Consider the following 21,782-nt stretch of genomic DNA (forward strand, 5'->3'; position numbering starts at 1 on the left):
GCGCCCCCTCTGCCCTGCCGGGCATCTCCCCCACAAGGGGGGAGATCGGCAGCTTCAGCCACCACGTCTAGTTGATGCTTGCGGTGTTCGCCGGCTCCGCCGGCCGCGCCTCGCTGGGATAAGGCACGCGGTAGCCGTTCGCCGCCAGCCAGTCGATCGCCGCTTTCGGTTCGTCGGTCTGGATGATGGTGGCACCGCGCTCGGCCCAGAAGCCGTACGTCTCGCGCGGCAGGCTGGCGAGCACCGCCAACTCATCACCACGGCCGCCGGCAAGGAAGCCGCCCGGCTTGTTGACGATGGCGTAGGTGTTGGCCCAGATGTGCCAGTCACCCCTTATCGCCGTCGCGCGCATGCGGGGGCTAAACAGCGGACCGCCGGTGTCGGTCAGCGTCTCCGACCCCGCGCGCCAGTTGATCATCTCGACCGCGCGCGGCGAAAAGGTCCCGCTGACTTTCTCGGCGAAGCCGGCGTCGCGAACCGCGTCATCGGCGATAATCGGCATGAACTGGAAACCACTGCCGATCGCGCCCATGGCGGCCTTGACAGTGGTGATCCTGGCCGGATTCCACAGGTTCTCCTTGACGATCACCTGTTCGGCCATGCCTAGATCGCGCGCGACCGCGATCATGCCGGCCAGACTATCGACATCGAGCTTGTTGTCGATGTTGATGAGGATCCTGTCCTTGGTCGCCATCAGCATCTCATGCAGCGTCGAAACCGGCTCTTCGGTGACGGCGCCGGTGCCCTCGATCACCAGTCTGCAGGTTTTGAGCTCGGCTAGCGTGCGCTTGACCACCTCGCCCCTGCAATTCGTCGTGCGGTCGAGCCAGCTGTCATGCATGACGACGAACTGGCCGTCCTTCGAGCGCCTGACGTCGACCTCGACGATTTCGGCACCAAGCGCGATCGATGCCTCGACGGCGGCGATCGAGTTCTCCGCATAGAGCGTCTTGCGGGCCTGCATGCTGCCGGCGCGGTGTGCCGCCACCATGACGTGGTCGCGCCACTGGTTGGCGTGTTCGAAACGGTCGAGAATCTGTCTGGCGCGTGTTTCGCCTGCCGATGCCGGGCCTGTGAAGAGCGCCAAGGCAACGGAAAGCAGAAGGTTCAGCCAGGTCGTTCGCATGAGAATCGCTCCATACCGGATGGAGACCCGGTTAAGCGACTCACGTGACAGCCCAGTGAACGAAGCCGGCTTCGCAAATGCCGGAAAGTCAGGTCAATGCCGGTTGAAACGGCCGTTCTGCGACCTCGAATCATAACGGCAATCAGCAGGTCGCTGCCAATCAGCTTGCCGAGATCGATGCCGCCGCTGTCGCGGTCGGTGTGGCCGACACCGTCCGACGATGGGACGGTTGGCTACTTTCGGTTGCATTCGTGCTTAGCTGGACAATTCCCGGGCCAGCCATGTGGGCTCACCTGGCAAGCAAGAATTTGTGACTGGTTCGAATGACCATGGTCCCCGGAAGGGGTCGCATTTCTGAGCATTATGTCCAATAAGGTTGCGCCTCGACGCACAGGAGATCGCTTCATGCCGAACAGCAACATCGACCACGCCTTCACCGCCCGGGCCAGGACGGGCGCGTCCTTCGAGCCGACCTATGCCGGCGCGCTGTCGTTCATGCGACGCAAATACACGAAGGACGTGAAAGGCGCGGACGCAGTGGTGTGGGGCATCCCTTTCGACGCAGCCGTCACCAACCGGCCGGGCGCGCGCTTCGGGCCGCAGGCGATTCGCCGCGCCTCGACCATCCTCGACAACGATCCGCAATATCCGTTTTCGCGCGATCTGTTCGAACATCTCGCCGTGGTCGACTATGGCGACTGCCTGCTCGACAGCGGCAATCACCAGAAGACGCCAGGGACGATCGAGCGCGAGGCAGCAAAGATCCTGAAATCTGGCGCCTTCCTGCTATCGCTCGGCGGCGACCATTTCGTCACCTGGCCGCTGCTCAAGGCGCATGCCGCCATCCATGGACCGCTGGCCCTGGTGCAGTTCGACGCCCACCAGGACACCTGGCCGGACGACGGCAAGCGCATCGATCACGGCTCCTTCGTCAGCCGCGCGGTCAAGGAGGGAATTATCGACCCCGACCGTTCGATCCAGATCGGCATCCGCACTCATGCGCCCGATACTTTTGGCATCAAGATCCTGTACGGCCACGAAGTCGAGGAAATGCGCGCGTCCGATATCGCTTATGCAATCGTCGACCGCACCGGCGGCAAGAAGGCCTATGTCACCTTCGACATCGATTGCCTGGACCCGGCCTTCGCGCCCGGCACCGGCACGCCGGTCGCTGGCGGGCCGTCCTCGGCAAAGATCCTGTCGGTGCTGCGCCAGATCAATCAGGTCGATATTGTCGGCGCCGATATCGTGGAGGTTGCGCCGGCCTATGATCACGCCGATATAACGGCAATTGCCGGGTCGACGGTGGCCATGCACTATCTCGGGCTCCTGGCGGAACGAAAGGCCCGGCTCGAAGATCTGAACGGCGGCAATCACGTCGTTGCCGCGTTGAACCAGGCAAGCGGCATATAACTTTGAGATAACAGGAATTCAGGCAGGCAATGAAACCGAAAATCTTCATCGACGGCGAGCACGGCACCACCGGTCTCCAGATCAGGGCGCTGCTTGCCGAGCGCGGCGACCTGGAGATCATCTCCATTCCGACCGAGCGCCGCAAGGAAACGGCAGCTAGAGCCGAGTTCCTCAACGCTGCCGATGTCGCGATCCTGTGCCTGCCAGACGCAGCCGCGAAAGAAAGCGTCTCGCTGATCACCAACGACACCACAAGGGTCATCGATGCCTCGACCGCGCATCGCGTGGCCGAAGGTTGGGAATACGGTTTCGCCGAAATGGACAAGGAGCAGGCGAAAACAATTGCCAATGCGAAGCGCGTCGCCAATCCGGGCTGCTGGCCGCAAGGGCCGATCGCGACGCTCAGGCCGCTGGTGGAAGCCGGGCTGTTGCCACCGGATTTTCCGGTCACCGTCAACGGCATTTCAGGTTATTCGGGCGGCGGCCGGCCGATGATCGAGGATTATGTCGCCAAGGGCGAGGCTGCGTCGGAATTCCTGCCCTACGGGCTGACCCTGCAGCACAAGCATGTGCCGGAGCTCAGGACCTACGCGAAGCTGTCGCATGACCCGATCATGCAGCCGGCGGTCGGCAATTTCGCGCAAGGCATGATCACGGTGGTGCCGCTGCAGCTCGGCGGGCTCGACTATGTGCCGACCGGCGCCGAACTTCATGCGGCGATCGCCGACCATTTCGCCGCCATCGATGGCGGCGTGGTCGAGGTAGCGCCCTATGAGCAACTGGAGCGCGTGCCGGAGATCGATCCCGAAATCTACAACGGCACCAACCGGATGAAGCTCTATGTCTTCGCCAATGACGACAGGGCCCAGGCGATGCTGCTCGCCGTCTACGACAATCTCGGCAAGGGCGCCTCGGGTGCTGCCGTGCAGAACATGGATCTGATGCTCGGCCTCAAGCACTGAATGGACGCTCCGGCATTTCCAAAACGCTGGAACGTCAACGCGCCAGAACTGATCGCCGAGACCTTCAGCAGCCGCATCTGGAAGGTTGTTCGCCAGGACGGCTCGCCGGCGATCGTCAAGGCCCTCAAACCTTTCGACGACGTCGAAGACGAGTTGCGCGGCGAGCATTTTCTTGCCTGGCGGCGCGGCGAAGGCGCGGTGCGGCTGCTTGGCAGCGACGGCCACTGCATGCTGCTCGAATATGCCGGCGAAACCTTGCTGTCACAGGTTCTCACGGAGCAGGGAGACAATGCCGCCACAGCAATCGCGGCCGAAGTGATGGCAAGACTGTTCTCGCCATCTGACCACCCTGCCCCACCGGATCTTCAGCCGCTGCGGGCACGGTTTTCCAGCCTGTTTAAGAAGGCGAAGACGGATCGCGACGCCGGCGAAAAGAGCCTCTATGTCGAAGCGGCTGCGACCGCGGAACGGCTGTTGGCGGATCCTGTCGACGTGCTGCCGCTGCATGGCGACCTGCATCACGACAACATCATGCACGGATCGCGCGGCTGGCTGGCGATCGATCCCAAAGGCGTTCTCGGCGATCCCGGTTTCGATGCGGCGAACATGTTCTACAATCCGCTCGACCGCGACGACCTTTGCGGTGATCCCCGGCGGATTGCCCAGATGGCCGAGACCTTCGCCACGACGCTCGGCCAGACGCCGGCCGCAATTCTGGATCATGCCATCGCCTATGGCTGCCTGTCGGCGTCATGGCATCATGAGGACCGCAACGCGGTCGAGGAAAACCGCGAATTGTCCATTGCCAAGGCGATCAGGACGGTGCGGCTCAGCCTCTGACGGCGATCTGGTTGGGCAGCGGATAAGCGCCTTTGGTGCCGCGCCAATGCGCTGCGGCAAAACCCAGCAGGATAAGCGCGAACGCCTGATGCGTCAGCGCCATGTGCAGCGGCACGTGCATCAGCAGCGTGCCGATGCCGATCAAGGCCTGCGCCAGCACCAGCAGAAACAGCAGCGTCGCACGGCGCGCATGCGTTGTCTCAGGCTGGCGGCGGTGGGTCGCGATCATGTGCCAAAGCGCTGCGACTGACATCGTGTAGGCGCCGAGCCGGTGGATGAACTGCACCGTCTTCGGGCTCTCGAAGAAGTTGCGCCATGCCGGATCTAGGATCAACAGATCGCCGGGGATGAGCTTGCCGTCCATCAGCGGCCAGGTGTTGTAGCTCAGGCCGGCATCGAGCCCGGCGACCAGCCCGCCGAGATAGATCTGGATCAGCGCCAGCAACACCAGAAAGCCGGCCAGACGCTGCGTCGAACGGTCGGCGGCGGGTCCGGAGTGTGGGGCCAATCCACGCGCGACCACCATGGTCGCGGTGAAGATCAGCGCGGCCAGCGTCAAATGCGTTGCCAGCCGGTACTGGCTGACGGAGACCCGGTCGACCAGCCCGGACGCCACCATCCACCAGCCGATCGCGCCCTGCAGGCCGCCGAGAAGAAGAATTCCGATCAGCTTCGGTCCAAGACCGCGCTCGATGCGGCGTGTCGCCCAGAAAAACACCAGCGGCACGGCGAAAACCAGACCGACACCGCGCGCCAGGATCCGGTGCACCCATTCCCACCAGAAGATCGATTTGAACGCTTCGATGCTCATGCCCTCGTTGAGCTCGGCATATTGCGGGATCTGCTGGTAGCGCCGGAATTCCTCCTGCCATTCGGCGTCGTTGAGCGGCGGCACGATGCCGTGGACCGGCTTCCATTCGGTAATCGACAGGCCTGATTCGGTGAGCCTGGTGGCGCCGCCGACCAGCACCAGTACAAACAGCACCAGAAGCACGACGTAGAGCCAGCCGCGCACCAGCGCCCGGTTGCGCAGGTCGCGGTCGCGGGCCACGAAAGGCGCGGTAGCTGATATGGCAGCCATAGGCTTGTCCCGGCTGGTTGCAGTAGCGGATAGGTGAACCATCGCAATCCAACTGGCAAGACCGGACAGCGCGGCACGCCGTCGCGCCGCTTCTTGCGGGTTGCGCGTCTCTTTTGTTGGGCCTAAGCGATAGGGATTAACGGGATCGCGGAATGCCCATTCGCCTGAAGAAGCTGATCGGAACAATCCTGCTGGTGGCGCTGGTCATCGTCTATGCGCTGGTCGCATCGATCGTGGCGGTTGCCCAACTGGCGGAATCAGGACCGTGGGCGCATTTCCTGTTCTTCCTGCTCAGCGGCATGCTCTGGGTGCTGCCGGCTATGGGCATCATCAAATGGCTGATCCTGGAGCCGCCGCGGCCGAAGAATTGAGCCTCGCCGCCGTTAGATGGTGAAAGCCTGACGCTTGCTACCCGACGTGTAGGGCAGCTCAGGGTGGTTTTCTGGCTTCCGTGTCGCCGATCGGAACGCGCAGGCAGCGCCATGAGCGGACATTTCGGGGCGCTCGGTCAAACTCTGGCTTCCAATGCTACAATGGACATTTGGCCCGTGTGGTTAGCTGGGCAGTTGCCGCATCTTGGCTGTCTGCCCCTTCGCTAGTCCGCACCGTCCGTTCTTGCCCTTTCGATGAATTTGCCCGCGACGGCTTTACCGAGCGCGACGCCTGCCGTGTTGTCCATTTCGTAGTGGATGCCAGCCCAGATGCGGGAATCGCCCGCCTCCTTGCCGACCGCACGAATAAATTCCGCATGGCCGGGGAACAGGTACGCAAGGACCTCGCATCGGGCAGTCGAGAGCGTGGAGTGGTTCGACGGATAACTGGGATGGCCCGGCACCGCAAACAGGGGAGTGATGCTCCGGTCAAGCATGTTGGGCCGCAGGTACCAATACGCGTACTTCCCGTCGTTGCTTGCAATGAAGGCGTCGTAGTGGACCGTTGCGAGCAACGCGTAAGCCCGTGCGGCGCGCGGGGGGTTCGAATCCGTCTTGTCCTCGGACATCCATTTGCTGGCATAGTCATACCAGTCGGTGAACAGGCCGGATGGACTTTGCCAGTAGAACGCTTTGTAGTTGGTTGGAAATTTCCGCTCGAACTGTAGAACTGAATCAACCTCGGCCTTCACCGTCTCCGACGCACAGTCGGGTGGAGCCGGTGGCCTGAATTCATTGGCTGCCTTCAGTAATATCGGCTTCCAGTTCGGCATGGTTGCATTACCCGGTTTGTCTCCGACCCACATGCACGGCCCGGTCGGCACCGTACCGGTCCAAACGGCGTCGGAGCCATCGGCCTTTGCCCGTGCAATCACCTGCTCTGCCACGCGTCGCCCCAATTCCAGGCCGGCGGAAGAGTCGCTTGGGAATTGGACACCGGCAAGGACACGAGACTGCGCCGCTTCTTCCGCCATTGACTGGAACGACGACGCCTCGTCGGGAAAGAAATGGGAAAGAACCGCCGCGGCGGCTCCGGCAGCTGCCGCATGTTCAGAGGGATAGGATGGACTGCGAGGCGTCGGCAGCGCAGTCGGCAGCGTCGTGTCCGCCTCGCTCGGGCGTGGGCGATTGTGGAAATACTTCGACTCCCACGCCGCGATCGTGGCGTCGTGGATCGCCATGGTCATATAGGTGTAGACGCGGTGTGCATTGGGAATCTGCTGGTTTTCGAGAAGGCGGTTATTGACCAGTTCGATCCATCGATAGCCGGGCGATCCGGCATCCCAGAACGTGATCCCGGCGGCAGTCTGCGCATCGTTCTTTGCGACAAGATCGCGGAGCTGCTTCAGTTCAGTTGCGGAATCGTCCGGTGGCGGCGGTACGCGGAGATCCTTTCCTGACGTGATCACCCACGTCTTCCACGTTCCAGCCTCCGGCTCTATCGAATCCGATTGGCCGAAAGCGCAGTTTCCTGACAAAAGGATTACCGCGCACGCCTTGCCTAGGGCTCTGAGCATGTTGGGTCTCCGGTTCCTGACCCCAGCCCAAGTACCTATCAGTTTTGCCGGCTCTCGTCGCGTTGTTATTTTAGCGGTATCTAATTATACACAGAGGCGCCCCCAACCAAAGCGAATACAGGCGCGTTTTTGAACGTCGCGACCGAAGGTCGATCGTCATCTTTTCCGCCCGCTGCGGACCTTTACGCCCGCGACGGAAAGGTCAGATTCGGGTCACGGAGCGACACTTGGATGATAGCGCCGCTCCGCATGGCTTTACAGTTCGATCTGTTCAGAGATCGCCAAAGCGTCATCTACTTCTATGCCGAGGTAGCGCACGGTGCTCTCCAGCTTGGTATGACCGAGCAGCAGCTGAACCGCACGAATGTTGCCGGTCTTCTTGTAGATCAGTGAAGCCTTCGTGCGTCTCATTGAATGCGTCCGTGTCGCTTTGGTTCGAGCCCAATGCTGGATACCCACTTCTCGACGATCCGCCCGTACTGCCTTGTCGACATATGCGGCTTAACTCGCACGCGACTGGGAAACAGGAACTCGCTTTCGGTGAGGTGGCGACGGGCTATCCATGCACCGACTGCGGCTCTGGTCTGCTCCGTGATCTCGAATTGCACAGGTCGCCCGGTCTTCCTCTGAACAATCACCGCCCGATCGCGGACGCTGCCGGAAAGGGCTATGTCTCCGACAGTGACGGCCACCAGCTCCCAACCTCGAAGCTTGCTGTCGATGGCGAGATTGAAGAGCGCTAGATCCCGTTCAGCGCCCGACACCTGAAGTCGTGTCCGGATACTCCAGACCTCACGCGGCTTCAGAGGAGGCTTTTGGCCAACGATGTGGCCCCGGTAGCAACTGGGCATGGTCCTTCTCCCATGCCGCCCTCCGCACCGCAGCGCCCGACGCGAGCCGCGAATTGTAGCGGCTAAAGGGCGTTGTCTTCGAGGATTCGATCGCACAAGGTTGCCGGATGTCAGCCCGGTCGACGCAGTGCTCGATGGGTAGAGTCGCGCCACTTTCCGACCTCAGCACCTCTAAGCGCGAACGTCTGGTGTGATGCCTGATGCGCGCGCTCGTAGGGCATCTCGCTGTTACATCGCGGTGACAAAAGCACCGCCACGGTGGCGTCAACCGGTTACCAAGGGCAGCAAATATCTCCGGCCTTCTGGGAGTGGCGTGTCAGCGTCCTCAGAGGCTGCGTGGGCGTGTCGCCGGTTGGCTGTTAGCGCGGCGACTGGATCGCTCCACGCCTCGCAAGCGGGATAGCGAGATCTCGTGAAGGCAAGGTCAAGCTGCGTTCCCCGTTCTGAATCGGCGATGGGCGGCGGCTGGGAGAGATGAATACCATGCACGTTGGGCGTCTGGAAGTTGGCGGGGCATGGGCGCAAGGCAGCCCGCGTGCACGCGCCTGGCCGGGCGGTGCAATGACCGCGCAGCGCCGCCTCGCAGCGATCCTGGTTTGCGACGTGGTCGGCTATTCGCGCCTGATGGAGCGCGACGAGCGCGGCACGCTCGAGCGGCTCAAGACATACCGCAAGGACCTCCTCGAACCGCTGGTCTCCGAGCATCAGGGCCGGATCGTCAAGCTCACCGGCGACGGCATTCTGTGTGAGTTCGCGAGTGTCGTCAACGCGGTGACCTCGGCGATAGCGATCCAGCAGGCTTTGGCAGAACACGAGGCGGAGACGCCCGAGGAAGAGCGGATTCGCTTCCGCATCGGCGTCAATCTCGGCGACGTGGTCTGCGAGGAGGACGGCGACCTCTACGGCGACGGTGTCAATATCGCCGCCCGCCTCGAAAGCATCGCCGATCCCGGCATCGTGGTCGTCTCGGGCACCGCCTACGACCACCTTCAAGGCAAGCTCGACTGCGGCTTCACGCTGCTCGGCGACCTGCGCCTCAAGAACATCGAGCGGCCTGTGCGCGCCTATCGCGTCGAGACCGACGCCAGCGCCTCGGTGGCTGCACCGCCTCCCCTGCCCGCGAAACCCTCGATCGCAGTTCTGCCTTTCACCAACATGAGCGGCGACCCCGACCAGGAATACTTCGCCGACGGGCTGGTGGAGGACATCATCACGGGATTGAGCCGGGTGAACTCCTTCTTCGTGATCGCCCGCAACTCGTCCTTCACCTACAAGGGCCGAGCGGTGGACCTGCGCCAGGTCGGGCGTGAGCTGGGCGTCCGCTACGTGCTCGAAGGTAGCATCCGCAGAGCAGGATCGCGGGTGCGCATCAGCGGGCAGCTGGTGGACGCGATCAGTGGGCACCATGTCTGGGCCGACCGCTTCGAGGGCGACGTGAGCGACATCTTCGACCTGCAGGACAAGGTGACCGAGAGCGTCGTCGGTGCGGTCGAGCCGAGCATCCGGCTGGAGGAGATCAAGCAGGCGCGCATGAAGCCGACCGACTACATCAGCGCCTACGACCTCTACCTTCGCGCGCTGCCGCGCTTCTACAGCATGACGCGCGAAGGCTTTGCCGACGTGCGCCGGCTCACCAACGAGGCGCTCAGCATCGACCCAGGCTTCACCCTGGCGAAGGCACTCGGTGCCTATATCCGCAGCCTGTCCGTGAGTCAGTGCTGGCACGAGCCCGACGATTTCCGCGTCGCCGTGCGCATGGCCCGCGAGGTGCTGGCCGACGCGCGAGACGACCCGACAAGCTTGCGTTTCGCCGCGCAGGTGATCGCCTACAGCGCCAAGGATTACGAGACGGCGCTGGACACGATCGAACGGTCCCTGCTCCTCAACCCCAATTCGGCGCAGGGCTATACGGGCAGCGGCTGGGTGAACGCCCATTCCGGCCGCCCCCTCGTCGCGATCGAGCACTTCCACAGGGCAATGCGGCTGAGCCCGGTCGACCCCGAGAAGGGCATCGCGCTCTCCGGCATCGGGATGAGCTACCTGATGCTCGAACGCTACGAGGAAGCGCTGGCTTGGGGAGAACGAGCGCTGCGCGAGATGCCGAATTACGGCTCCTCGCACCGGGTGGTGATCATGGCGCTGGTCAAACTCAATCGGCTGGACGAGGCGCAGGCGGCGGCGCGGCGGCTGATGGAGGCGTTCCCGACCTACACGCTCGGCCTGCAGAGGCAGATCAACCCGTGGCGAGACAAGGTGTTCGCCGAGCGCTACGTCGAGGCGCTGGGTATTGCCGGCGTGCCGGAGTGATCGTCACGTTTGCAAAGATGCCCTCTCCTGCGCGTCACGTCCGGCCAGGCGACGTCCCTTGATCCCGCGTCGCTTCTGGAAGGATAGTTCTCTGGCCGGCTTGTCCGAGGACTGAGCGCGTAGAGCAGCCGTGAACAGCCGGCGAGCTCTCTGTTGGGTTCGCGTCGAACTTCCGGTTTCCAGCCTGACGAGACCTAACGACGGTCCAGACAAATGTCGCCTTCAGGTCACGACGTTCCCTTGACCTGCCATCAGGGATGGCCCGCAAGGGGTCGGTTCTTGCCGTCCACCGGTACCAAGTGTCAGACTTTCACCATTAGATGGTGACGAGCATCTTGCCGGCGTTGGCCAGCGGCGTCGTCACGCCCGACAGCATCGTGCGGATATGGGGAACGCTCTGATAGCGACCGTTGACCGAAATGCGCGGCAGCGCTTGCAGGAAGCCGGCATGTTCGGCACGCAGCACGCCGTGGCGGGTCGTCACCGCCGAGGCATAGCCGGCGTCGCGGGCAAAGCCGACTTCGCGGCCGCCGACGGCGCTGGCATAGCCATAGGGATAAGCGAAATGGCGCGGCGCCTCGCCGAGTTCGGCTTGTAATATGCGCCTGACATCGTCAACCTCGTGGCGCGCATCGGCTTCGGAAAGCCGCTTCAGATTGCGATGATTGACCGTATGCGCGCCGATCGTCACCAGCGGATGCCCGGCCATGGCGCGGATCTCGTCCCAGTTCATCAACATGCCCTGGCGTGCGTCCAACTCGATACCGTTCGACCGCGCCAATTCGCGCAGCACCGCGCGCTGGTCCTCCTCGCGGACCTCCAGCGTCAGATAGTCGTGCAGGCGGGCAAAGGCCTGGAGTTTCTTGCCTGGGGTCGAGCAGTCGATCGTCACCGGACCGTTCGGCGTTGTCAGGAGCAACCGGTCCCGCGCGCTGACGATGTCCTCGACCACCTCCCACCATAGATCGGCGGCGCCGTTTATCAGCCCCGGCGCGACATAAATGGCGACCGGCGCACCGTGCTTTTCCAGCACCGGCAGCGCCTCGGTCATGTTGTCGCGGTAGGCGTCGTCGGCGGTGATCGCCGCGAACTGGCCGCCCTTGCCGCCGGCCTTGATGCGCTCGACCGCCTCGTCCAGCGTGACGAATGTATAGCCGTTCGCCTTCATGTCGGCGATCACGGCATCGAGGAACTCAGGCGCAATGTTGAGATGCCGGTTGACGCTGCCAGGCTTTTCCGGCGTGGCGGTGACCCGGTGCAGCATCAGGATGGCGCCGATGCCACCGACAAACGGCTTGGCCAGCGGGGCAAGACCGGTATAGCGGACGACGTTGAGCGCCAGTTTCCGGATTGCCTCGCCCCCGTCGATCATTCGTTCACCTTTTGCGCCTAGGCTCATCCCAGCAGGGAATGCGCCTACGCGAGCCCCCAATCGCGGTGAATACGCCTTAAAGGATTGAGGTATGGTTGACGCCACCGCGTCATTTGATGGCAATCGGCTCGAAGCAGTGGAGGCGGCGCCGCGCGCGTTGCCGGTGGATCATGCCGGCCTGTCGGTCTCGGTCGCCGACAGCGTAGCATTTGCAGCTTATGCCGAGTTCTGCCGTTCGGCGCTGTTCGCGCCGACACAGAGCCCGGCCTGGATCCTGAACTGGGCCAAACATGCCGAGGCGGACAGCGTTTTGGCGACGCTGAGCGCTGAAGGCCGGCCGGTTTTTTCGTTGGCGCTGGAAGTCACCAGCAGCGGTCCATTCCGCGTCGCCCGTTTCATGGGCGGCCGCCATGCCAACGGCAATTTCGCCGCCGCCGACCCGTCTTGGCTGACCAAGACAGACGGCGCGGCAATCCGCTCTATGCTGGCGGCGGTCGCCAAGGCGCGGCCGGACATCGACCTCGTCGCACTGGAGCGGCTGCTGCCAGATCTCGAAGGCATTGCCAATCCGCTTGCCTCGCTGCCCAATTTTCCGAGCCCGAACCTGTCGCTGGCCGTCGACTTGGCGGGAGGTTTCGATGCACTGCTGTCCCGCGCGAGCGGCAAGCGCAAGCGCAAGAAGCACCGCTCGCAGACGCGCAAGTTCGAGGCCGTCGGCAGCCAACGCCGCATCGAGGCCCGGACAGCGGACGAGGTGAACAGACTGCTCGATGCGTTTTTCGAGATGAAGGAGTTCCGCTTCCGCAAGATGGGCATCGCCAACGTCTTCGGTGAGCCGGAGGTTCGTACTTTCTTCCGTGCGCTGTTCGTCGAAGCGCTTTGCGACGACAAGCCGTCCTTCGTGCTGCATGGGCTCGAGGTCGCCGGCAAGCTTCGCGCGGTCACCGGATCGAGCCGCACGGGAAAACGCCTGATCTGCGAATTCGGGGCGATCGCCGACGACGACCTCGCCCATACCAGCCCCGGAGACTTCCTGTTCTTCGACAACATCCAGGAGGCCTGCGAGAGGGGGCTCGATGTCTATGATTTCTCGGTCGGCGACGAACCCTACAAACGGCTGTGGTGCGATATCGAGACCCAGCATTTCGAGGTCCTGGTTCCGCTGACGTTGAAGGGCCGCGCGCTGGCGCTTATCCTGCTGCAAGGCGCGCGCCTGAAAGCCTTCGTCAAGAACAGCCCGACGATCTGGAAGCTGACAAAGGTGCTTCGCCGCAAGACGGCCGGGCACGCAGCACCTGCCGCTGGCGAAGACGACAGCTGATCGCTGCCGGGATTTCGGGGACCTTCGGGAAAACTATCGAACCGTCTCAGGCGGCGGAGCGCCGTCCCGGCACCGGCGTCCCTGGCGTCGCATGGCCGACCGGCGTCACTAGCGTCAGGTCGGGATAGCCGCTCTCGATCAGCTCGACCGCGGCATGCGTAACCTCGTCGTCCGGCTCCAGCATCGACAGGAAGACCTCGGTGCCCTCGCCGACAAGGCGGCCGATGCCTTGCGCGTCGGTGGGTCCGCATTCGACCACGACCAGATCGTAGGCGGTGGTCAGCGACTGCATGATGATCGGCAGCCGGTCGGCGGCGCGCATTGCGCGGACCGGATCGGCGGTGCCGACGGGAATGACGTGGCAGTCCGAATAGAGATCGGGATGGATCACGTCGCTGAACTGCGCTTCCGAGGCTAGTAGATTGGTGATGCCCGGGAAAAGCCCGCTGTCCAGCATCGGCCGCGAGGCGGCGCCCGAGGCGGTGAGATCGAGCAGGAGCACACGCAGGCCGGCGTCGGAAACCTCTCGCGCCACCAGCACCGCAGAGGCGGCCGCCTCGTCGCCTTCCGGCGACACGAATATGGCGCGTGCGGCACCGCTTGAGATCAGTTTCTCCACCGCCTTGTCGATATCGACCTCGCCAAGGGTGGGGCGCGCCGGCTCGACGTCCTCGCCCGTTGCTGGGGCAGTTGCTTGCACCGCGGCAACCGCTTCCGGCTCTGCCTCCGCTTCCGCCGCCCGGTCCTCGACCTCTTCGATATCGCTTTCTTCGATGTCGGCTGGCTCCTGCCTGGCAACGGGCATCGCGACCTGCTCGATCCGCTCGAAGCGGGCGCCGGCGGCCGGCCGCATGGCGCGACCCGAAAACAGCTCTTGCAGAAGCGTCACGATCGCCATGAGCAGCAACGAGCCGACGAAGGCTGCACCGGCGATCGGCAGGATTTTTGGGAAATAGGGCTCGGACGGCGCCACCGCGCGGGAAAAGACACGCGCATCGACCGGAAGATAGTTGCTGTCCTTGCGCGAGGATGCCTCGCGGTAGCGGGTCAGGTAGGATTCGAGCAACTGGCGCTGGGCGGTCGCTTCGCGCTGCAGCGCGTCCAGTTCGACCTGCTGGTCGCCGGCGCGCGCCGATGCAGCCTTCAGCGTGTTGACGTCGGCGACAAGCTGATTTTCGCGGGCCTGGGCGGTCTGCGCCTGCGTCATCAGCCCTCTCATGATCTTTTCCGCCTCGTTGCGGATCTGGCGATCGAGATCGGCAAGCTGCGACCTCAGCGCCCGGATGCGTGGATGATTGTCGAGCAAGGAGGTGGAAAGGTCGGCGATATTGGTCTTGAGCTCGACCTGCCGCTCGCGCAGACGTTGGATGAGTTCGGAAGACAGCACCTCCGGCACCGCATCCAGCGAACCGCCATTCTGCAGCGCCCTGCGCACGCCGTCGGCAGTCGCTTCCGCCGAGGCGCGATTGGCGCGCACCCGCGACAGTTCGCTGGACAGTTCGGAAAGCTGTTGCGTGGCGAGCACCGAATTGTTGCCGCCCATCAAAAGATCGGACTGGGCGCGGTAGCTTGCTACCTTGCCCTCGGCATCCTTCACCCGCTTTGACAGGTCGGCGATCTCAGGCGCCAGCCAGTCGGTTGCGGCGGAATTCGATTCGGTCTTGGCATTGCCCTGGACGGAGATGTAGGCGTCGGCGATGGCGTTCGGAATTTCGGCGGCAAGCCTGGGGTTTTCCGAGGAGAATTCGATGACGATAACGCGCGATTTTTCAACACGATAGACGTTGAGCTTCTCGCGCATGGTCTTCAGCACGCGTTCTTCCGGCGGAATCTCGTTGGGGTCGCTTTTCAGGCCGGCGATGACGAGCAGACGACTCAACACCGGCATGTCAGCCGCCTCGTCGAACTCGGGAAGCCGCGATAAATTGAGCTTCTGCGCCACCTGCTTGAGGATGTCGGTCGAGGAAATGACCTCGACCTGACTGGTCACGCCTTCCTCATCGAGAATCGGCCTGTCGTCGTTGTTGGTGCCGTCGGGGCGCGTGTAGACGGATTCGCGCGTTTCGATCAAAAGCCGTGTTTCGGCCATGTAATGCGGCGTGGCGAGCCAGGCGAGCGCGAGCGCCAGGCCGGTTACTACAAGCGCCACGACAAGAATGCGCAGCCAGTTCCTCGCCAGGCTTGCGAAGAGCTGCCTGAGATCGACGTCGACATCTGCGGCCGCGGATTGAACGGACATGCATCCTGCTCCGGTACTTAAAGCGCGTCGCGTTTGAACAGGTTCAGGTGACGCGCTTTAAGCTCTTGTTTTCATGCATGTCGTTGTCCCAAAACCGCTGCGCACTTTTGGGCGACATGCATTGGTCAGGATGCACGGTAAACAACTATGGTAACTCAGCCGTTAATATCGCGGTAAGCATCTGTTAGGCTTTACTCGCAAGCGGCAATAAAAACATCGGAACCGGTCGGGCTTTTGTCGGATGCCGCCGCTTACGCTGCACGCCTTTACCGGCCATTAACCCTAACGGGATGATAACGGACCTCGACTCCCAAAGTTTGCCGCGGTGTAACAGCGGCCAGTCGAAGGTACGTGTCCGGTCATGAAAAGCACTGCTTCCCTCTTCCGCGCGCTGCTCGCCGTGTCGTTGCTCGCCGGCTGCTCCAGCTACCGGCCGGCGCCGGCCGCCTTTCATAAAATGCTCGATCAGCCCTATCGCCTCGGTGCCGGCGACCGGGTCCGCGTCACCGTGTTCGAGCAGGAAGGGTTGACCAACGTCTACAGCGTCGACCAATCCGGCTACCTGTCCATCCCGCTCGTCGGCGCCGTGCCGGCGCGCGGCCACACCGCACAGCAGCTCGAAGGCGAGATCGCCGACAAATTGCGCCAGGGTTACCTGCGCGATCCCGACGTTTCGGTCGAGATAGACCGCTACCGGCCGATCTTCATCATGGGCGAAGTCGGTGCCGCGGGCCAATACTCCTATGTTCCCGGCCTGACCGTGCAAAAGGCGATCGCTATCGCCGGTGGTTTCAGCCCGCGCGCCAACCAGGAAAGCGTCGACATCACCCGCGACATCAACGGCAAGGTCATGACCGGTCGCGTGGCCACCTCCGACCCGCTTCTGCCCGGTGACACGGTCTATGTTCGCGAACGCCTGTTCTAGACCACGTGGCGGACACACTCAGGATCGTCCACTGCTTTCGCTCACCTGTCGGAGGGATTTTTCGTCATGTGCGCGACCTGACCGAGGCGCAGGTCGCCGCCGGGCATTTGGTCGGCATCGTCTGCGATTCGACGACGGGCGGCGATTTCGAGGAACACCTGTTCGAACAGATGAAAGGTAGAATGGCGCTCGGCATCCATCGCACGCCGATGCAGCGGCATGTCGGGCCGGGCGACCTCGCCTCGGCCTGGCGCACCTTTGGGATTATCAAGGAATTGCGGCCGGACGTGCTCCACGGGCACGGCGCCAAGGGTGGCGCCTATGCCCGCCTGTTCGGCTCATTGTTGCGGGTATCAAGGTCTCGCGTAGCCCGCGTTTATTCGCCCCACGGCGGCTCTCTTCACTATGACGAGACGACTGTCGCGGGGAAGCTGTTCTTCGCGCTCGAACGGTTCATGGCGCGCTTCACCGACTATCTTCTGTTTGTCTCCGACTATGAAAGACAGACTTATCGCAGGAAGGTCGGCGAGCCGCCCACACCGAACAACCTTGTCCACAACGGCTTGCGCGCCGCCGAGTTCGAGCCGGTGCGGACCGAGCCGAATGCGGCCGATGTCCTCTATATCGGCATGATGCGCGACCTCAAGGGACCGGACATCTTCATCGATGCGCTGGTTCTTGCCGGAACGCGGCTTGGCCGCCCGTTGAAAGCGGTGATGGTCGGCGACGGCGACGACCTGCCGCGCTACCATGCGCAGGTGAAGCGGCTCGGGCTCGAAGGCCATGTGCGCTTCCTGCCGCCGATGCCGGCGCGCAAAGCCTTCGCGCTGGCCGAACTGGTTGTCGTTCCCTCGCGCGCGGAAGCCATGCCCTATATCGTGCTGGAGACGCTCGCCGCCGGCAAATCGATGATCGCCACCGCCGTCGGCGGCATCCCGGAAATCCTTGGCGCCGGTTCCCCTGCCCTGATCCGGCCCGACCCGCGCGAGCTCGGCGACAAGATGAGCGCGGCGCTGGCCGACCCCAAAGCCTATGGCGCTTTGATGCCCGACACCGCCGACCTCAAGGCGCGATTCGGCGCCGACGTGATGGCCGCCGCGATCGAGACGGCCTATTTCGCCGCGCTCAAGCGTTAGCTCCAAAAAGGCGCTAGCCCTAAAGCTTCTCCAAAGCCACCTGTTGTTTCAAGGGTTTCTTAGCTCTCTTTTGCTATTCACCTGAGGGAAGCTTTGCGGATGCACCCATGAACGAGATCGATCCCGCTCGCCGCTTTTCGATAGACGCGGTGCGCAAATTCGACGGCCCGGCGAATGGCGATAGCCTTGGCGGGATGAACGACGTCGCCCGTCAGGTCGCGTCGCAATACAGGCGCGATACCATGTCGCCGATCATGGTCAGCGGCGTCTTGCGACTGGTCGAATTCGCGCTGCTGTTCCTGTCGGGTCTCTGCGTCTATTTCTACTATGTCGGCTTCTTCAGCCATCTCGCCTGGCAATATCCGCTGACGATCGCCGCCGCCTCGTTCCTTGCCGTGGTGCTGCTCGACGTCACCGACTGCTACCAGATCGTCTCGCTGATGCGCCCGATCGCCAATTTCGGCCGTCTCCTGCTGGTCTGGGCGGGGACATTCGCCTTGATGGCGCTCACGGCATTCGTCATGAAAACGTCGGAAGACTATTCGCGCCTGTTTTTCGGCACCTGGTTCGTCGTCGGCTTCTTGCTGATCTTCGGGCTCAGGCTGCTGATGTCGAAGCTTATCCGGCGCTGGGCGCGCGACGGGCGCATGGAGCGCCGCGCCGTCATCGTCGGCGGCGGCACGGCGGCGGAAGTCCTGATCCGCTCCGTCGAAAGGCAGCCCTACAACGACATCCGCATCTGCGGCATCTTCGACGACCGCGGCGACAAGCGCTCGCCACCCATCGTCGCCGGCTACCCAAAACTCGGCACCGTTTCCGAGCTCATCGAGTTCGCCCGCATCGCCCGCATCGACATGCTGATCGTGTCGCTGCCGCTGACCGCCGAATCGCGCGTCCTGCAGCTTTTGAAGAAGCTGTGGGTGCTGCCGGTCGATATCCGGCTCTCGGCGCATTCGAACGCGCTGCAGTTCCGGCCGCGCGCCTATTCCTACATCGGCTCCGTGCCGATGCTCGATATCTTCGACAAGCCGATCAACGACTGGGATTCGGTCGCCAAGCGCGCCTTCGACATCGTCTTCTCGATCATCGGCATCATCGTGTTCTCGCCGGTCATGCTGGTGACCGCGATCGCCATCAAGCTCGACAGCAAGGGACCGGTGCTGTTCCACCAGAAGCGGCATGGTTTCAACAACGAGATCGTCGAGGTCTACAAGTTCCGTTCGATGTACACCGACAAGGCGGACCCGACGGCCAAGCAGACGGTGACCAAGAACGACCCGCGCGTCACCCGCGTCGGACGTTTCATCCGCAAGACCTCGATCGACGAGCTGCCGCAGTTCTTCAATTCGCTTTTCGGTTCGCTGTCACTGGTCGGGCCGCGCCCGCACGCCATTGCCGCCCAGTCGCACAACCTTCTCTACAATGAGGTGGTCGACGGCTATTTCGCACGCCACAAGGTCAAGCCCGGCGTCACCGGCTGGGCGCAGATCAATGGCTGGCGCGGCGAGATGGACACCAACGAGAAGATCCGCATGCGGACGGAGTACGACCTCTATTATATCGAGAACTGGTCGCTGCTGTTCGACCTGAGGATCCTGTTCCTGACACCGATCCGGCTGCTCAACACGGAAAATGCTTATTGAGCACCGTCACGAATGAACTGCGGCCGGCCTCAGTTAATGCCAAGCTGATCGCGCTGATTGCATCGGGCGCGGTTTTCCTAGGCGTCTTCCTGTCCGGGTTCGTCATTGCCGAGCCTGCCCCATACGACCTCTATATGGCCGGGCTGATCGTGGTGTGGGCCTTGTTCGGCCTGCGCATATCGCGCGCGGCAGCGCCGCTGCTGGTGCTGCTGGTGATCATGAACATTGGCGGCATGATCTCGATGACCCAGATGTCGGATATTACCGGCGCCCCGCTCTATCTCTCAGTGTCGCTGTTCCTCGCCTTCACCGCGGTGTTCGTCGCCTCGGTGACATCGGTCCAGTCCAGGCTCTACCGGTCGATCTTCCTGGCCTATGTGATGGCGGCGGTGCTGACCTCTCTGCTCGGCATAGCAGGCTATTTCCATGCCTTCCCGGGGGCGGAGATATTCACCAAATACGACCGCGCCACCGGCGCCTTCCAGGATCCGAACGTGTTCGGGCCGTTCCTGGTGCTTCCCGGCATCTATCTGCTCTATCTCATGCTGACGGGTCCCGTCTCACGCATGCCCTTGCTGGCAGTGCCGCTGCTGATTATCACGGCCGGCATTTTCTTCTCCTTCTCGCGTGGCGCCTGGGGCATGTTCGGCGTTTCGGCGATCCTGCTCGCCGGCGCTCTGTTCCTGCAGAGCGCCAGCGGTATGTTCCGGTTGCGCGTCGTCGTCATGACCATCGCCGCCATCTCGCTGCTGGTGATCGCGATGCTCGTCATCCTGCAGCTGCCGGGCGTTTCGGAAATGTTTTCCAGCCGCGCCCAACTGGAGCAGAGCTACGACACCGCCCGCCTCGGCCGTTTCGCCCGCTACACGATCGGTTTCCAGATGGCGCTGGAGCATCCGCTCGGCATCGGCCCGCTGGTCTTCGGCACGATTTTCGGCGAGGACACGCACGACATCTGGCTGAAGATGCTGATGGACTATGGCTGGCTGGGCTTCGTATCGTTTCTGGCGCTGACCTGCTGGACGATAGCGGCCGGCTTCCGCATTCTCCTGCGCGACAGGCCGTGGCAACCCTATCTTCTGTGCGCCTATGTTGCCTTCATCGGCAATATCGGCCTGGGCACCTTCATCGACATCGATCACTGGCGCCACGTCTATCTGCTGCTGGGACTGATCTGGGGCGCCATCGCGCTCGAGTACCGCCACCAGCGGTCGGGAACCTGACCTTCAGCGCAAGAGCGTTCGGGAGTGCGCTCGCGTAAGGTAATTCACCACATTTGGCGACACCCGCAGATGCTTTTTCGTGTTATGATGGCTGCAACGCGCGTAATCTCGACCTCGGCAATATGGCAGAGGTCGAAGCTGTTGCCTTGGCACAGGAAGCTTTCGCCCCAGCACTTGATCGCCTCCGAAACGCTGGGTGTGCTGCTTTCCCTGACTGACCCCGGTGCGAGGAGGTTGTCCATGTCCACGAGTAGTGTTGACCGCCCGCTGCAGCCGGGCGACCGGGCACCGAATGTTGTGCTCAATGCGATCTCACGCGAAGGCAAGATCGCGCTCGATGATTTTCGAGGCCGTAGCCCGTTGTTGATCGGTTTGTTCCGAGGCCTGCACTGTCCGTTCTGCCGGCGCCATGTCGCGGCGATGGCGCAACTCAAGCCGGCCCTGCGTGAGAAAGGCGTCGAATGCCTGGCTGTGGTCAATACGCCGGTCGAGCGGGCGCGGCTCTATTTCCGTTACCACCCGGCACCCGATCTTCTCGCCGCATCCGACCCGGAGCGAGCCTCGCACCGTGCTTTCGGCTTGCGCGAGGTCGGGATGGACAAGGTCATGGCGATACCGTTCCATCTCCCGGGCGAGTTGCCCGAGCCTATGGACGTCATGGCAATGAATGAATTTCTTAACAAGAAGGAAGGATATGAGATTACGGAAGTCGATCAGCAGGCGATGGCTTCCAGCCAGGCGCAGCTTGTCGGTCAGTTCCTAATCGACCGGGCGGGCATCGTACGCTGGAACTTCACTGAAGTTCTGGAGGATGGCCTCAACACCTTCAGAGCACTGAATCCCGAGGAATTGATGTCGGCAGCTTCCCAAGTTGCACATTAATAGGGTTGCGGAAATGGGCTGCTGAAAACTCGCTCGACGGCCACCGTCCTGTGTTTGGATTTAACAATCATCGAAATGCTCAGCGCAGGAGGCTAAGGTCTGCCCGTGGGCTTCGTAGCGATTCGATTCAACGGTCTGCGGACCGCCCCGACGCTAGAGTGAGCAAGCCGCATAGGCGGGGCGACGTCCGCTCCTTGCCGCAATCACGTCGTTCCGACAGGCGCGCATACGGCAAGTTTCCACCCTAAGCGGTAGTTTAGCATCAGGCCGCGATCTGGCGCTGGCTAATCCCGTCCGGCACCTTGCCGCCATCGACGACGATGCGGCCCGGATCGATCGAGGAGACGCCCGCGCCGCCCATGGCCTCCCACAATGCTCGGAACCGCTCGGCCGCCGCGACCTGAGCCGCATCGAGCGCGCCGCGAACGGCCAGCGTCGTGATTGCCGATTCGCGGACATTGACGGCGGCCGCGATCGTGCGCGGGTTGCTGGCGTCCTCGCGATGGGCGGGGC

At 62.8% G+C, this 21,782-nt stretch carries 16 protein-coding genes and 2 pseudogenes; 11 read left to right on the top strand and 7 right to left on the bottom strand.

All coding sequences use genetic code 11. The features are described from left to right. Positions 1-67: 67 nt before the first annotated feature. Positions 68-1,126: a glycerophosphodiester phosphodiesterase family protein gene (locus EOB36_RS27475; RefSeq protein WP_128286124.1), complete on the bottom strand. Its 1,059-nt coding sequence runs from the start codon at positions 1,124-1,126 to the stop codon at positions 68-70. Positions 1,127-1,531: 405 nt separating this feature from the next. Between EOB36_RS27475 and speB the strand changes: the two genes are divergently transcribed. The 3 genes from speB to EOB36_RS27490 are packed head-to-tail and all read left to right on the top strand — an operon-like array spanning position 1,532 to position 4,341. Then, positions 1,532-2,539: an agmatinase gene (gene speB / locus EOB36_RS27480; RefSeq protein WP_128286125.1), complete on the top strand. Its 1,008-nt coding sequence runs from the start codon at positions 1,532-1,534 to the stop codon at positions 2,537-2,539. A 29-nt stretch (positions 2,540-2,568) separates the two neighbouring features. Further along, positions 2,569-3,501: an N-acetyl-gamma-glutamyl-phosphate reductase gene (gene argC, locus EOB36_RS27485; RefSeq protein ID WP_128286126.1), complete on the top strand. Its 933-nt coding sequence runs from the start codon at positions 2,569-2,571 to the stop codon at positions 3,499-3,501. Further along, positions 3,502-4,341: an aminoglycoside phosphotransferase family protein gene (locus EOB36_RS27490; RefSeq protein WP_126106877.1), complete on the top strand. Its 840-nt coding sequence runs from the start codon at positions 3,502-3,504 to the stop codon at positions 4,339-4,341. Here EOB36_RS27490 and EOB36_RS27495 read toward each other — a convergent pair. After that, positions 4,331-5,422: a COX15/CtaA family protein gene (locus EOB36_RS27495; RefSeq protein WP_128286127.1), complete on the bottom strand. Its 1,092-nt coding sequence runs from the start codon at positions 5,420-5,422 to the stop codon at positions 4,331-4,333. The genes EOB36_RS27490 and EOB36_RS27495 overlap by 11 nt on opposite strands. A gap of 152 nt (positions 5,423-5,574) precedes the next feature. Here EOB36_RS27495 and EOB36_RS27500 point away from each other — a divergent pair, with 152 nt between their 5' ends. Next, complete coding sequence (locus tag EOB36_RS27500) at positions 5,575-5,793, top strand: DUF2842 domain-containing protein (RefSeq protein WP_023798362.1); 219 nt, start codon at positions 5,575-5,577, stop codon at positions 5,791-5,793. A 224-nt stretch (positions 5,794-6,017) separates the two neighbouring features. Here the strand turns inward: EOB36_RS27500 and EOB36_RS27505 are convergent, their stop codons facing one another. Together EOB36_RS27505 and EOB36_RS27510 are read right to left on the bottom strand one after the other, a co-directional pair. After that, entirely contained in the window at positions 6,018-7,370 is a 1,353-nt protein-coding gene (locus EOB36_RS27505) for a phosphatase PAP2 family protein (RefSeq protein ID WP_245458050.1), read from the bottom strand. A 255-nt stretch (positions 7,371-7,625) separates the two neighbouring features. Then, positions 7,626-8,221 (bottom strand): annotated as a pseudogene (locus EOB36_RS27510) (tyrosine-type recombinase/integrase). Between the two features lie 561 nt (positions 8,222-8,782). Here EOB36_RS27510 and EOB36_RS27515 point away from each other — a divergent pair. Continuing rightward, a complete protein-coding gene (locus tag EOB36_RS27515; RefSeq protein ID WP_128286128.1) occupies positions 8,783-10,528 on the top strand; it encodes an adenylate/guanylate cyclase domain-containing protein in 1,746 nt (581 codons plus the stop codon). Between the two features lie 316 nt (positions 10,529-10,844). On the opposite strand, the gene EOB36_RS27520 is transcribed toward EOB36_RS27515, so the two are convergent. Further along, on the bottom strand, positions 10,845-11,900 hold the full coding sequence (locus EOB36_RS27520; protein ID WP_128286129.1) for a polysaccharide deacetylase family protein: 1,056 nt from the start codon (positions 11,898-11,900) through the stop codon (positions 10,845-10,847). A gap of 91 nt (positions 11,901-11,991) precedes the next feature. Between EOB36_RS27520 and EOB36_RS27525 the strand changes: the two genes are divergently transcribed. Beyond that, positions 11,992-13,221 (top strand): GNAT family N-acetyltransferase, encoded by a 1,230-nt coding sequence (locus tag EOB36_RS27525; protein WP_128286130.1) that lies wholly within the window; start codon positions 11,992-11,994, stop codon positions 13,219-13,221. A gap of 46 nt (positions 13,222-13,267) precedes the next feature. On the opposite strand, the gene EOB36_RS27530 is transcribed toward EOB36_RS27525, so the two are convergent. Beyond that, on the bottom strand, positions 13,268-15,460 hold the full coding sequence (locus tag EOB36_RS27530; RefSeq protein WP_127206462.1) for an exopolysaccharide transport family protein: 2,193 nt from the start codon (positions 15,458-15,460) through the stop codon (positions 13,268-13,270). A 361-nt stretch (positions 15,461-15,821) separates the two neighbouring features. Between EOB36_RS27530 and EOB36_RS27535 the strand changes: the two genes are divergently transcribed. From EOB36_RS27535 to EOB36_RS27555, 5 genes are all read left to right on the top strand, one after another. After that, positions 15,822-16,385, top strand: coding sequence for a polysaccharide biosynthesis/export family protein (locus EOB36_RS27535; protein ID WP_029353441.1), 564 nt, complete (start codon positions 15,822-15,824; stop codon positions 16,383-16,385). A gap of 5 nt (positions 16,386-16,390) precedes the next feature. Next, positions 16,391-17,521, top strand: a complete 1,131-nt coding sequence (locus tag EOB36_RS27540) for a glycosyltransferase family 4 protein (protein WP_128242147.1) — start codon at positions 16,391-16,393, stop codon at positions 17,519-17,521. A gap of 107 nt (positions 17,522-17,628) precedes the next feature. Next, the gene (locus EOB36_RS27545) at positions 17,629-19,164 is read left to right on the top strand and encodes an undecaprenyl-phosphate glucose phosphotransferase (protein ID WP_095485790.1); all 1,536 of its coding nucleotides are present in this window, start codon (positions 17,629-17,631) and stop codon (positions 19,162-19,164) included. Continuing rightward, a complete protein-coding gene (locus tag EOB36_RS27550; RefSeq protein ID WP_128286131.1) occupies positions 19,161-20,387 on the top strand; it encodes an O-antigen ligase family protein in 1,227 nt (408 codons plus the stop codon). The genes EOB36_RS27545 and EOB36_RS27550 overlap by 4 nt, the downstream gene beginning before the upstream one ends. Before the next feature lie 240 nt (positions 20,388-20,627). After that, complete coding sequence (locus EOB36_RS27555) at positions 20,628-21,269, top strand: peroxiredoxin-like family protein (RefSeq protein ID WP_095485788.1); 642 nt, start codon at positions 20,628-20,630, stop codon at positions 21,267-21,269. A gap of 262 nt (positions 21,270-21,531) precedes the next feature. Here EOB36_RS27555 and EOB36_RS34485 read toward each other — a convergent pair. Beyond that, positions 21,532-21,782: pseudogene (locus tag EOB36_RS34485) on the bottom strand (hypothetical protein); the annotation flags it as partial.

Origin of the sequence: Mesorhizobium sp. M6A.T.Cr.TU.017.01.1.1 (assembly GCF_004023115.1) — a bacterium.
Taxonomy (GTDB): domain Bacteria; phylum Pseudomonadota; class Alphaproteobacteria; order Rhizobiales; family Rhizobiaceae; genus Mesorhizobium; species Mesorhizobium mediterraneum.